The sequence below is a fragment of the Bacteroides fragilis genome (genome assembly GCF_019583405.1).
Classification (GTDB): Bacteria; Bacteroidota; Bacteroidia; order Bacteroidales; family Bacteroidaceae; genus Bacteroides; species Bacteroides fragilis_B.
The window spans coordinates 575,155-588,199 of record NZ_SZUU01000002.1 but is presented as its reverse complement, the minus strand read 5'-3'; the positions used below and the strand labels follow the sequence as shown (position 1 = coordinate 588,199).

Here is a 13,045-nt window from a genome sequence, read left to right as displayed (position 1 = left end):
AAATGCACCGGCGGAGAAAAGGGAAGTTCATGATTTACCATGCTTTATCGTCAAAACGTCCCTCTTTGTCGAGTTCTTTTGTCGGGTATGGATAAAAGGGGATATTTTTGTGGCCTAATCTTCAGAAAGACTTTATCATAATGAAACAGATTAATAAGCAGCAATTACTGGAGCAGGTGGTTTATCTCGTCATCTGGCTGACTGTCATCTTCGTACCGTTGGTGGGCGACTATCTGTTTTCATCCATCAGTTCGATACATACTTTCAGCTGGCAGACCATACGGGTGGCATGGCTGTTGACGTTACCCTTTTTTCTGCTTTTTGTAGTGAACAACTATTTACTCGCCCCCCGATTGTTGCTTCGGAAGCAATATTGGTACTATGCATTTTCATTGATAGGAGTCATTATTCTGCTTTTTTTCTTATATCCCTCCTTCAGCCGACCGAGGCACAGGCAGTTCAACAACCCGATGCCCGTTCCTCCCGGTTATATTTATGAAGAACATTCGTCTCAACCACCCATGCCTAAGCGAGTGATGGATCCGCTCCGGCAGGGGCCTTATCCTTTGCCGGGCTATCTTTTTGGACGTTTCTCACTGGCTTTACTGGTAGTGGGTTTTAATGTGGCTATCAAGCTTCTATTCAAGTCCATGCGGGATGAAGAGGCACTGAAAGAGTTGGAACACCAGCATCTGCAATCGGAATTGCAATATCTGAAGTATCAGATCAATCCGCATTTTTTTATGAATACGCTCAACAACATTCATGCACTGGTCGATATGGATGCCGGGAAAGCCAAGAAGACCATTGTCGAACTCTCTAAACTGATGCGTTATGTGCTTTACGAAGCAAGTAATAAAACGATTTTGCTTTCGCGTGAGATACAGTTTCTCGATAACTATATTACCTTGATGAAGCTTCGTTATACCGATAAGGTTTGCATCATGTGCGACATGCCCGGCGAAATACCAAAAGTGCAGATACCGCCTTTACTCTTTATCTCTTTTGTAGAGAATGCGTTTAAGCATGGAGTGAGTTATCAGAAAGAGTCGTTCATACGGGTTGCCATGACTATAGAAGATGGGAAACTTGCGTTTCGCTGTTCCAACAGCAATTGGGGAAAATCCGGTGAACAGAATCATGGCATCGGATTGGAAAATGTCCGTAAGCGGTTGAGGCTTTTGTTCGGGCAGGACTATACCCTGTCTATTAACGAGCGCGAGGGTAGTTTTAACGTTTTATTAATCATTCCTTTGTTATGATAAAATGCATTGCTATTGATGACGAGCCGTTGGCGCTTGAACAATTGGTAGGTTATATTTCACGTGTCCCTTTCCTGCAACTAATTGCTTCCTGCGAGGATGCTTTTGGTGCCATGCAGGTGCTTTCTGAAGAAGAAGTCGACTTGATGTTTGTCGATATTCATATGCCGGACCTGAACGGACTCGATCTGGTGCGTTCATTGGTAGTGAAACCTCTGATTGTCTTTACCACCGCCTATCCGGAATATGCTGTTGAAGGTTTTAAAGTGGATGCGGTGGACTATCTGTTGAAGCCGTTCGAGTTTCAGGATCTCCTGAAGGCGGCGGACAAGGCACGCAGGCAGTTTGAGTATCATTTGCAGGATTACGGGGGAGGGGCGGAATCGGATTTGCTGGAACGGGACGGTTCGTTGTTTGTGAAGTCCGAATCCAGGATTATCCGTATCAATGTGGCGGATATTTGTTATATCGAAGGCATGAGTGAGTATGTGCGCATTTACACGAATATGGCGGATAAGCCGGTAGTCACTCTGCTGAGTATGAGAAGACTGGAAGAACGTCTGCCGCAAGAAATGTTTATGAGGGTACATCGCTCCTATATCGTCAATCTCCGGAAAATAACGGAGGTCTCACGGTTGCGCATCATTTTTAATAAGAATATATACATACCTGTCGGCGATAATTATAAGGAGAGGTTTACAGAATATATCAACAAGATTTGTATCAGCAGTTAAGGTCGGGTTACAGGCCATAAGAACGGGCTGTAATCTACAAGTGGATTACATCTTGCAGACTACAGCCCGTGGCCCTGTAACTTGTAATTTTTTACTTGATTCCCAGTTTCTTTGCGATATCTTTAGGAAGCGCATCTTTGTGAACCAGAATATTCATAGTCTTGTAAGCAACGAAAGCTTTAGAAGCATACCAGGTACCTTTGTACTTGTTATTAGTGCCCCAAGAGTTTTTCACCATAAAGTATTCTTTTCCGTTCTGATCTTTGGCGATGCCGTAGATAATCATTCCGTGGTCATCGGTTGTTTCCCAGTTATCGAAAGCCGTCTGGCGCATTTCCTGAGTAACTTTAATTTCCGGCAGTGGCTTTGAAGTCAGTTCTTTGCGTTTGTCGGCGGCGGTCATTCCGGTCCAGCGGGCCATATCCGAACCTGTCAGTTCAGCACCCTTGGCTGCGTCCGGCATTACGGCGATACCGTCACGGGTAAATCCTTCTTCGCTGACGTCACTACCCCATGCGAACGTGTATCCGTTCTTTACAGCATTGTCCATTACAGCCATGAATTCGTCAAGCGGCAGGTTGTATGACAATCCGTTGCGCCAGTTGTCCTGAATTTCGATGGCAAACTGTGAATAGAAGGGGTGGTGTGTGTATGAAGTCAGAGATACATAGTCGTCCGGATTCAAACCCAGAGACTGTGCAAAAGTCATCGGAGTATATTCTTTACCTTTGTAAGTGAAGTTCTCCGGACATTGTCCGAGGTAAGTGTCATAGATGGCGCAAAGACCCTTTTTCCATACCGGAGTCAGTTTCTTCAGTTTGCCTTTGGCAATGGCGTTTACATAACCTTCCGCTGTTGCATCCAGTTCGTTGTGAACGGGCAGTGAGTCACCATACATGATACCCGGCATGGCTTCTTGCGGAACAAGTCCGTAGTTCTTCATACAGAACATGATGTCATAGAAGCTTCCTCCCGGAGAGAAGGAGCTGTCGCCATGATAGCGGACATAGTTAACGGCGCGGTCAACCATTGTGTGGTGTACAACGAACATTTCAGAAAGATCGTATTCGCCTTTTCCCGTACGGAGCAGTTCCGATTCGAGGAAGCCGAGGCTCGAGAAGCTCCAGCAAGTGCTTGAACGATTCTGGTTTTTGATAGATGTAATCGGGTTTTCTTTCACTGTCGTGAAAACGAAGCCTTCTTCTTTTGGTTTGTCTTTGCCCAATGCGCTCAGACTGATCAAGCCTAAAGCGGCCAGGAGGATTGTCTTTTTCATTATTATGTCGTTTTTATTAATATTTATGCGACAAAGATAGCTGAATATCCTTAAATATGGAAATGAACGCCTATCTTTGCTATCATATTTTAATGTTTCATTTATAAAAACTTAAACCGATGAAAAAGAATCTTTATTGGATGGCAGCAGCATTCATCACTTTAACTGCTGTAGGTTGTACAAATGCGAAGAAAGCCGATGTGTCTGCGGCGGACAACGATACTACACAAGTGGTAGATATGCACACTGCCGAAACCTCTCTCGATTACTATGGAGTTTACAAAGGTACGATTCCGGCTGCCGATTGTCCGGGCATAGAACTGACTCTGACCCTGAAAAAGGACCGCACTTATACATACCACTGGCTTTACATTGATCGCAAAGATGCCGAGTTTGATGAAACCGGCACATTCACGGTAAAAGACAATCTGCTGACACTTACTGAAAAAGGAGGCGAAGTCTCTTACTTTAAGGTGCAGGAGGGCAGCGTGGTGATGCTGAACAATGAGAAACAACCTGCTACCGGTGCTTTGGCCGATGCTTACGTTTTGAAGCAGGAAGAAGTGTTCCGTGATTAGTCTATTGTATTTTCGCCCGGTATGTCCGTTCCGAGAAGGTAAAGTTGAAGAAGAGTGCCAGCCCTTGTTCCCGTTGCATACCGTTGGGCAGATGGAGTTGATCACTGCATTTCACTCCTAACGAGAGGACATTTCCGTTATAGAGAGTGAAGTTGCTTCCCGCACTGATGTAATAGTTCGTTGCTTTCTTCTTCTGGATGACCATATATGAATTGTTGATGCCCGCTCCGAGTAACAGTTTCACCGGATTGCGGTAGATATTGCCTGCTGTGTAGGCCATACCTGCCGATAACCGGTGTTGGTTTTCGAAGCGGACGTTGCTTTTTGAAGACTTCATGCGGCTCCAATCCGTATATTTGTATTCGGTTGTCAGCATCCAGTGGAGGCTATTGTATGATAATCCCGCCCCGATAAACTGCGGGAGGCATTGGCGCACATAACGTTGGCTTTCATCAATCGACTCGCTGCCCGACGAACTGCTCACCGACAGGTTGTTGTCTTGTGCCAGATCTTGTGAGTACCCGTATACAAGCCCTGCTACAATGGACTTGTCCCTATTTAGGGAAAACTTGTATTGCACGCCGAAATCGACATAAAAAGCATGCTTGTAAGAACTCTCTTCCACACTGAGATTTCCCTGAGTCTCTGTTTGTTTGGTGGTTCCGGTCACGTACGAAAGATTGGCACCGACAGAGAAACCTTTGAAAAGGCGGTAGGCGGTACTGATACCCATTTTAGATAGCCCCCCTTCTCCTTCAAAAAGTGATGATACGGTGGAATTTCCGCTTCCCGTGATGTCCTGATCCAGTGTGATAGCGTATCCCATACTGCTGACCGGTGCCATAAATACAGCCCCGTACCAATGGGGAGTGAGACGGCAACCGATGCTGAGGTTATTCAGGTTTCCCACTACCGAATGATTGTTTGTTCCGGTTTGGGTGTAGATTTTGTATGCTCCCATCAGTCCGGCATCTATCAGGAAACGTTGTCCTTCGATGGCGGTAAGTGAGGCAGGATTGGCAGTATTCAGGAAGTTATAGCTTTGCAGGGCGATTCCCGCTCCGCCCAGTCCGGCGTACTGTCCGCCTTCTCCGGTCGAAAGTTCGCCCAGGCCGAACATGGATGTAGGGGAGTTGGTTGTGTTCTGACTATATATTAATAAGGTAGAGTGACAAAGCGTAAGCAGTAGAATCAGCTGTCTTTTCATGGGTTATATGTTTTATAAAGTATGGTTAGTTTCACGGGGCTACTGTCCGGATGGCCGGCATCTCCGAATACGACTCCACTCAGGGTGGTGAAAAACAAATTGTCCGGAAGCATCAGCTGAAGGATTTTCCGGTTGTATCCCACCGTCCCCAGATTGCTTTGCAGGAAAGAGGTAATATCGAAAGAGTAATAGGTCTCTTCTCCCATCATTTCGTCCGTTACCAGGCTTCCGGTTTGTACCGAACTGCCTGAAATATCCGTCACGACATCTTCCGTTACATTGTTTTCGTCGGCTGTATATAGTGTCAGCGATTCGGGGAGAGGATACCGTTCGCCATACGTCTCTTTTACCGGATAAAGGCGGAGGAGCGCACTTTCGATAGTTACCAGTCTGCCTTCGGCGCGCAAGTCATTGAGGAATGGGAAGTCGATGTTGAGATACATTCCCGTCAGTCCTTGCAGGTAGGCCTGGTGGTTGGACTTTTCCGAAGGAAGCCCGTTATTGATTCCGCTTTGTAAGGAGGAGAGGGCTGTCCGGCTACGGTCACAACTGACTTGGTTGAACCTCAGGTCGCTGTTGGCCGGGAAACTGGCGGACAGTTCCGTTGCGTCTGTTTTCGTCTGGTGATAATAAAGTGTGATGCACAGGCTTGAATCATTCACCATGAAACCGTTGATACAACTTCCTCCCTCTTCGGGAATGAATGCAATGCCTTTGAAATAGTCGCGGAAGTATTCCTGTGACTCCATCTCGCGTGATCCGTTTTGGAAACGTTCGAACCACTCGAGTCCCCATTCGTCGGGGAGGCGGATTTCGTGTTCCCGGGTGGTTTCGCCCGGAGTGGGAGTGAAGGTGAACGAAGCTAAGGGAGTGGCATGGTACGCCACTGTCGATTTACTATACAAGTATCCTTCGTCCAGCGACAGATTTTCTGAGAGGCTGTGCAGTGAGATGCGTTGCGGATTCAGAGTATCTCCCAGATAGTTGCCCGAAGAGTAGAACCGGATGGTAATGGAATCGAAACCATAATCGGCATCTTCGCTGAATGAAACTCCCGGTACGTCATATTCTGCATAGAAAGCGGTCTTTATTTTGCCCCAGACGGGATCGTCAATGGTTCCTATCTGGCAGACTGTGTCGCCCGATGTGGCAAGAGAATCACTAAGGATAGTGCTGATGCGGACCGTGCAAGTATCGGTCTGCACCGTCCGCAGGGAACTTTCCACCCATTTGCCTCCTACTGTCGACAGTTCGTCCCGGCAAGAGGCAAGGAGGGATATTAAAAGAGTGATGAATAAAAATGATAGGGTTTTCTGTTTCATTAATCGGATAATTTTGCCGCAAAAGAAGTCGATTTCTCTTCCCTGTTAAAAAACTATCGACTAACCGGAATGATTTATCGACTGCATTTTGGTTGGTAGAGAGAATGTGCCTGTTAGTCGATCCTTTTTTTCACCCTTACTGATGTCGTCTACATTTGCGGTCAGTAATTAACGATTAAAAAACAGAATAAAAGAATGACTGGAATAGAAAAAACTGTAGCGAGTAAGTCCGCGTCCGGAGCATTGGTGCTTTGTGCCATACTCTTTTGTTTGTGTGCCTGTACGGAAGATGCTTCCTATACGGCCGGAGTATGGTACCGGCGTTCGGACTTTGACGGGGTAGCACGGACCGATGCTGCCGGTTTCACCATTGGCAATAAAGGGTACATCTGCGGAGGCTATAACGGAAAAACGACCCGGCTCGCCGATACTTGGGAATATGATATCGACAATGACTGGTGGACTCAGCGTGCCGATATGCCCGGTACGGTCCGCAATGCTGCCATCGGCTTCTCGGTAGGTAGCAAAGGGTATGTCACTACCGGATACAATCCCGATCAGAAATGCCTGTCCGATACGTGGGAGTATAATCCGGAAACGAATAGTTGGAGGCAGATGGACGACTTCAAGGGAGGAGCCCGCTATTATGCCCTTGGCTTCGGCATTGATAATTATGGTTATGTGGGAACCGGTTACAACGATAATTACCTGAAGGACTTTTATCGTTTCGACCCTACTGCCGCAGCCGGTTCACAATGGACTATCGTGAACGGTTTCGGAGGACAAAAGCGTCAGGGAGGTACGGCATTTGTCATCGACGGGAAAGCTTATGTCTGCGGAGGGCAGAACAATAATTCCGATGTATCGGACTTCTGGTGCTTCGACCCTTCCGCTGCTACACCCTGGACGCAACTGAGAGACATCGCCAATACCAGCGATGATGATTATGATGACGATTATACTTCTATTGTCCGTTCCTATGGAGTCAGTTTTGTGATCGATGGAAAGGCCTATCTGACTTTGGGCTCCACTGCCGGAAACAGCTATTATTCGAACTATTGGATTTATGATCCGGCAACCGATCTTTGGGAAGGAGACGACCTGACGGCGTTTGAAGGAAGTACCCGTATCCATGCTGTTTGCTTCTCTACCGGGACCCGGGGTATTATTGCGACAGGTGGCAGTGGTTCGAGTTCTTACTTTGACGATACCTGGGAACTGAAACCTTATGAATATGAAGAGGAATAAGAAGCTGCTTTGTATGATATGCGTTGCCTGCGCTGTCTCAGTCCTCTTTTTCTATGATCGGCATGAAGCTTGTACGTATCGTCTCAAAGTAATTGAAACAGAAAATGGGAACGGATATGGCTATCAGATTCTTTGTGGCGACCGGATAGTGACCTGCCAGCCATACATACCTTCCCTTCCGGGGCGGAAAGGGTTTGCTTTGGAAGAAGATGCCCGGAAAGTAGGCAACCTGGTATTGGAACGGATCAGGCAGGGAAACGATTTTACAATATCGGCTGCCGACCTGAAGGGGCAGGGAATTACCGGCGATTAGTGAATAGGTGTTTTAGGATACATTCGAAACTATGTTCCCGTTAGCTTAAAGCCAAAGTTCTCTGGGGCTTAAACTAACGGGGTTTACCTCTTAAATCAGCAATCCTTTGGTTTTAAATCAATTTTTTGTGTTGTTATAATCTTGTTTTCCTGTTGGTTATCTTTCTCTTTTATTCTTTCTTATTCCTCTGTATCTTCGTTTTCCTGATGACAAACAGGAACTTTGAAGCGGAAATAAGGAAAGTAAACAGAGTGTCCATATATTCTTTTCAGTGCCTTTTTATATGAATCAATATTTAAACCTGCTCTAAAACTATTTTTTCTTTTGGTTTGTTTTATCTTTGCATAGACACACTTCACACAAAAATATGCTTGTATGCAGAGAGCCAAAAAAAATTATCTTATTTATGTGATCATGTTGCTCCTTTTCGGGGCACTTATTTACATGGCTATCGAGGAAGGTGACCGTTTTTCACACCATGTGGTAGCATCATCAGCTGTTGCGGAGGAGACTCCTTTCGCTATGTTTTGTCAGTTTGTCACCGACAACCTGCATCATCCGTTAAGTATATTGTTGATACAGATAATCGCTGTCTTGTTGATGGTGAGGCTTTTTGGTTTTCTGTTTAAACATATCGGGCAGCCGGGGGTGATTGGTGAGATTGTGGCGGGAATTGTGTTGGGACCTTCCGTGTTGGGCTATTTCTTTCCGGATGTATTCCAGGCCCTGTTTCCTCCGGAGTCCCTTACGAATCTTGAATTATTGAGCCAGGTCGGTCTGGTACTTTTCATGTTTGTGATCGGCATGGAACTCGATTTCAGTGTACTTAAAAACAAGATCAACGAAACATTGGTCATCAGCCATGCAGGTATATTGGTTCCGTTCTTCCTCGGCATCGTTGCATCTTACTGGATTTATGAAGAATATGCCGCTGCCCAGACAAGTTTCCTGCCGTTTGCCCTTTTCATCGGTATCTCTATGAGTATTACCGCTTTCCCGGTACTGGCGCGCATCATTCAGGAACGGAATATGACGAAAACTCCTTTGGGTACTTTGGCCATCGCTTCGGCTGCCAATGATGATGTCACAGCCTGGTGTTTGCTGGCTGTAGTCATAGCCATTGCCAAGGCCGGAACATTTGCCAGCGCTCTTTATGCCATCGGGCTGACTGCCCTTTATATCATAATCATGTTTATGGTGGTACGGCCGTTTCTCAAGAAAGTAGGAGAGGTGTATGCCAATCAGGAGGTGATTAATAAAACATTTGTGGCTCTGATTCTGCTGATTTTGATTATTTCCTCTACACTTACCGAGATTATCGGTATTCATGCCTTGTTCGGAGCCTTCATGGCAGGAGTCGTGATGCCTCCCAGCCTGGGATTCCGTAAGGTGATGATGGAAAAAGTGGAAGACATTGCTCTTGTCTTTTTCCTTCCGCTTTTCTTTGCCTTTACCGGGTTGCGTACGGAGATCGGATTGATTAATAGTCCGGCGCTTTGGGGAGTCTGTCTGTTGTTGATTACGGTTGCTGTGGCAGGAAAACTGGGTGGTTGCGCCGTTGCCGCCCGTTTGGTGGGAGAGTCGTGGAAAGACAGTTTTACTATCGGTACGCTGATGAATACACGAGGATTGATGGAGTTGGTTGCATTAAACATCGGATACGAAATGGGAGTGCTTCCACCTTCTATTTTTGTAATCCTAGTCATTATGGCTCTGGTGACTACCTTCATGACCACCCCGTTGCTGCATTTTGTTGAACAGATTTTTGCCCGTCGCGAAGAACGTTTATCGGCTAAGCTGAAGTTGGTCTTTTGTTTTGGACTACCGGAGTCGGGACGCAGCCTGCTTTCCGTCTTTTTCTTATTATTTGGAAAAAAGATGAAAGCTGCCCATGTGGTCGCTGCCCATTTTACGGTGGGGACGGACTTAAACCCATTGAATGCAGAGCAATATGCCCGTGATAGTTTCTCGCTGGTGGACGAAAAAGCTTCCGAGTTGGGACTTAGTGTTGAAAACCGTTACCGGGTGACCGATAAATTGGTGCAGGATATGATCCGGTTGGCACGAAAAGAGCGTCCTGACATGTTTTTGCTGGGAGCCGGTAGTAAATACAGACCGGATGCTGCCGGAGGCAGTGGAGTGTTATGGCTCTCTCTGTTTCGTGATAAGATAGATGATGTGATGGAACAGGTGAAATGTCCGGTAGCCGTTTTTGTCAACCGTGGTTATAGCGGAAACGTCCCCGTTTCTTTTGTGTTGGGTGGGGTGATCGATGCTTTTCTGCTTACTTATCTTGAGAGTATGCTGGAGGGGGGCGTACAGGTACATCTCTTCCTCTTCGACACGGATGATGAGGCTTTCCGGCAGTCTACAGATCCGATATTGGCCAAATATTCCTCCCGGATACAAACGCAATCCTTTAGTAGCGCCGTCGATCTGGCTTCGGTAGCAAAGGACGGCTTGCTTGTGATGAGCCACCTGTCCTATACGAAGTTGTCCGAAGAGGAAGAAGTGTTCCGTGATTTTCCTTCCTTGTTAGTCATCCGGCGGCCTAAGAAAAACTAAGGTACTACTAATTTCTAACGATTAATTATTCTGAAAGATGACAATTGATAATCAAACCGGTCTGGTGCTTGAAGGCGGAGGTATGCGCGGAGTGTTTACCTGTGGGGTACTGGATTATCTGATGGACCATGATATTCGTTTTCCTTATACGATCGGGGTGTCTGCGGGGGCTTGTAACGGCCTTTCGTATATGTCCCGACAGCGTGGGCGTGCCAAGTACAGTAATATCGACCTGTTAGAGAAATATCATTATATCGGGCTGAAACATCTGCTTAAGAAACGGAATATTCTGGACTTCGATCTCCTTTTTACGGAGTTTCCCGAGCATATACTTCCATACGATTATCAGGCATACTTCAATTCTCCCGGGCGTTATGTGATGGTGACTACCAATTGCCTGACTGGAGAAGCCAATTATTTTGAGGAGAAAGAGGATAAAAACCGTGTGATCGACATTGTCCGTGCTTCCAGCAGCCTTCCTTTCGTTTGCCCCATAGCTTATGTAGACGGTATTCCCATGCTGGACGGAGGTATTGTCGACTCTATTCCTTTGCAACGTGCCATAGACGATGGATATCGGAACAATGTGGTTGTCCTTACCCGGAACCGCGGTTATCGGAAAGAGAATAAAGACATCCGCGTTCCCTCTTTTGTTTATCGTAAATATCCGAAGATACGTGAAGCGTTGAGCAGGCGTTGTGCTGTATACAACGAACAGTTGGAGATGGTTGAGCGTATGGAAGAAGAGGGAAATATAACTGTTATCCGGCCCCGGAAACCGGTTGTTGTCGATCGCATTGAACGTGACATCCATAAACTGACCGATCTGTATGAAGAAGGATACGAATGTGCGAAGCAGAAGTTTGAAGTTGGCTGATATCCCGGCAAAGAATGTGGATGTTTTAAGAAGCCGGGTCAGAAGTGGTTGAAAATAAAGTTAAAAGTCTGATTGGTAAAGTAACAAGTAGGTTACAGCCATGTTCCTATATAACGTCACTATAAAAAGAATATATATGGATACTTTGAAAATGCTGGCTGTTGTAACGGGAACGGATATGTATGCTGATGGAAATCTGGAAACAGGATTGTGGCTCAGTGAGTTGACTCACATCTATCATTGTGCGGAAGAAAAGGGATATGAAATAATCATAGCAAGCCCCAAAGGTGGCAACGTCCCTGTTGATCCGGAAAGTTTAAAGCCGATGGTTTTAGACAAACTTTCGAAAGAGTATTGGGATGATCCTGAGTTTAGGAATGAGTTGCGACATGCGAAGAGTTTGGACGAGGTTGCCGGAGAGCTGTTTGATTGTATCTATCTGGCGGGCGGACATGGTACGATGTATGATTTTCCTAATAATACCACTTTGCAGACGATTATTAAGGAGCATTATGAGCATACTAAAATAGTAGCCGCGATCTGCCATGGTGTAAGTGGGCTTTTGAATGTCAAATTGTCCAACGGAGAGTATCTTATAAAAGATAAAAGGCTCACAGGATTTTCCTGGTTTGAGGAAAGTGTTGCCGGGAGAAAGAAGGAGGTACCTTTTGATCTTGAAGCAGAGTTGAAAAAGAGAGGAGCCGATTACGAAAAAGCATTGATTCCGATGACCTCAAAAGTAGTGGTGGACCATAATCTGATAACGGGGCAAAACCCGTTCAGTTCAAAAGAAATGGCGGAAGTCGTCATGCGACAGTTGGGTTGAGAAAGGTAATTTTTATTATAATAGAACATGAATTTAGAGGAAGTCTTAAATTATCGTCGTTCCGTACGGGTGTTTGATAAAGCGAAGCCGTTGGACCCTGAGAAAGTGAAACATTGTCTGGAACTGGCAACGCTGGCTCCTAACAGTTCGAATATGCAATTGTGGGAGTTTTATCAGGTCACGCAACCGGAGTTGCTGGCCAGGATATCCAAGGCTTGCCTTGACCAGACCGCAACTTCAACAGCGTCGGAGATCGTTGTTTTTGTGACGCGTCAGGATTTATATCGGAGCAGGGCCAGGTTTGTACTCGATTTTGAAAGAGGGAACGTCAGACGAAACAGTCCCCGGGAGCGTCAGGAAAAACGTATCAAGGACAGAGAACTCTATTACGGAAAGTTAATGCCGTTTCTTTATGTCCGGTTCCTTGGTCTGCTGGGCTTTTTAAGAGTCCTGCTGGCCAAAGCCATCGGCCTTTTCCGCCCCATTGTGCGTGAAGTTTCCGAGGGTGATATGCGTGTCGTCGTCCATAAATCTTGTGCGCTTGCCGCTCAGACGTTTATGATTGCTATGGCAAACGAAGGATACGACACCTGCCCCTTGGAAGGCTTTGACAGTAAACAAATGAAGAAACTGCTGAAATTGCCTCATGGTGCCGAAGTGAACATGGTGATCGGCTGCGGAATACGAGATGGAAATAAAGGAATCTGGGGTGAACGGGGCAGAGTACCCTTTAATGAAGTTTATCATAGAGTTTAATATTGCCCCCAAAAGTCAGACACAAAGCTTTTGGGGGGTACTTCAGTTGGACACACCCTCATAACAGGCGGGCCCAATAGA

The 13,045-nt window shown here is 46.1% G+C and carries 12 protein-coding genes; 9 read left to right on the top strand and 3 right to left on the bottom strand.

Going from position 1 to position 13,045, the window contains the following annotated elements; genetic code table 11:
* Positions 1 to 140 precede the first annotated feature (140 nt).
* Positions 141 to 1,262, top strand: coding sequence for a sensor histidine kinase (locus tag FDF36_RS06860; protein ID WP_220390819.1), 1,122 nt, complete (start codon positions 141 to 143; stop codon positions 1,260 to 1,262).
* On the top strand, positions 1,259 to 1,996 hold the full coding sequence (locus FDF36_RS06855; RefSeq protein WP_220390818.1) for a LytR/AlgR family response regulator transcription factor: 738 nt from the start codon (positions 1,259 to 1,261) through the stop codon (positions 1,994 to 1,996). Before FDF36_RS06860 ends, FDF36_RS06855 begins: the two co-directional genes overlap by 4 nt.
* Before the next feature lie 91 nt (positions 1,997 to 2,087).
* Here the strand turns inward: FDF36_RS06855 and FDF36_RS06850 are convergent, their stop codons facing one another.
* Positions 2,088 to 3,272, bottom strand: coding sequence for a C1 family peptidase (locus FDF36_RS06850; RefSeq protein WP_005807760.1), 1,185 nt, complete (start codon positions 3,270 to 3,272; stop codon positions 2,088 to 2,090).
* Positions 3,273 to 3,391: 119 nt separating this feature from the next.
* On the opposite strand from FDF36_RS06850, the gene FDF36_RS06845 reads away from it, so the two are divergent.
* Complete coding sequence (locus tag FDF36_RS06845) at positions 3,392 to 3,850, top strand: copper resistance protein NlpE (RefSeq protein WP_220390817.1); 459 nt, start codon at positions 3,392 to 3,394, stop codon at positions 3,848 to 3,850.
* A gap of 1 nt (position 3,851) precedes the next feature.
* Here the strand turns inward: FDF36_RS06845 and bamG are convergent, their stop codons facing one another.
* Together bamG and FDF36_RS06835 are read right to left on the bottom strand one after the other, a co-directional pair.
* Positions 3,852 to 5,057, bottom strand: a complete 1,206-nt coding sequence (bamG, locus tag FDF36_RS06840; RefSeq protein WP_220390816.1) for a BamG family beta-barrel-assembly machinery protein — start codon at positions 5,055 to 5,057, stop codon at positions 3,852 to 3,854.
* The gene (locus tag FDF36_RS06835; RefSeq protein ID WP_220390815.1) at positions 5,054 to 6,379 is read right to left on the bottom strand and encodes a DUF4270 family protein; all 1,326 of its coding nucleotides are present in this window, start codon (positions 6,377 to 6,379) and stop codon (positions 5,054 to 5,056) included. Before FDF36_RS06835 ends, bamG begins: the two co-directional genes overlap by 4 nt.
* Before the next feature lie 195 nt (positions 6,380 to 6,574).
* On the opposite strand from FDF36_RS06835, the gene FDF36_RS06830 reads away from it, so the two are divergent.
* The 6 genes from FDF36_RS06830 to FDF36_RS06805 all read left to right on the top strand — a co-directional run bounded on the left by FDF36_RS06830 (position 6,575) and on the right by FDF36_RS06805 (position 12,964).
* Positions 6,575 to 7,627: a Kelch repeat-containing protein gene (locus tag FDF36_RS06830; RefSeq protein WP_220390814.1), complete on the top strand. Its 1,053-nt coding sequence runs from the start codon at positions 6,575 to 6,577 to the stop codon at positions 7,625 to 7,627.
* Positions 7,614 to 7,940 (top strand): DUF4907 domain-containing protein, encoded by a 327-nt coding sequence (locus tag FDF36_RS06825; protein WP_259281385.1) that lies wholly within the window; start codon positions 7,614 to 7,616, stop codon positions 7,938 to 7,940. Before FDF36_RS06830 ends, FDF36_RS06825 begins: the two co-directional genes overlap by 14 nt.
* Before the next feature lie 375 nt (positions 7,941 to 8,315).
* On the top strand, positions 8,316 to 10,505 hold the full coding sequence (locus FDF36_RS06820; protein ID WP_220390812.1) for a cation:proton antiporter: 2,190 nt from the start codon (positions 8,316 to 8,318) through the stop codon (positions 10,503 to 10,505).
* Between the two features lie 37 nt (positions 10,506 to 10,542).
* A complete protein-coding gene (locus FDF36_RS06815; RefSeq protein ID WP_005780737.1) occupies positions 10,543 to 11,382 on the top strand; it encodes a patatin-like phospholipase family protein in 840 nt (279 codons plus the stop codon).
* 136 nt (positions 11,383 to 11,518) lie between these two features.
* Positions 11,519 to 12,208 (top strand): type 1 glutamine amidotransferase domain-containing protein, encoded by a 690-nt coding sequence (locus FDF36_RS06810; RefSeq protein ID WP_220390811.1) that lies wholly within the window; start codon positions 11,519 to 11,521, stop codon positions 12,206 to 12,208.
* A gap of 27 nt (positions 12,209 to 12,235) precedes the next feature.
* Complete coding sequence (locus FDF36_RS06805; RefSeq protein WP_220390810.1) at positions 12,236 to 12,964, top strand: nitroreductase family protein; 729 nt, start codon at positions 12,236 to 12,238, stop codon at positions 12,962 to 12,964.
* Positions 12,965 to 13,045: the final 81 nt, after the last annotated feature.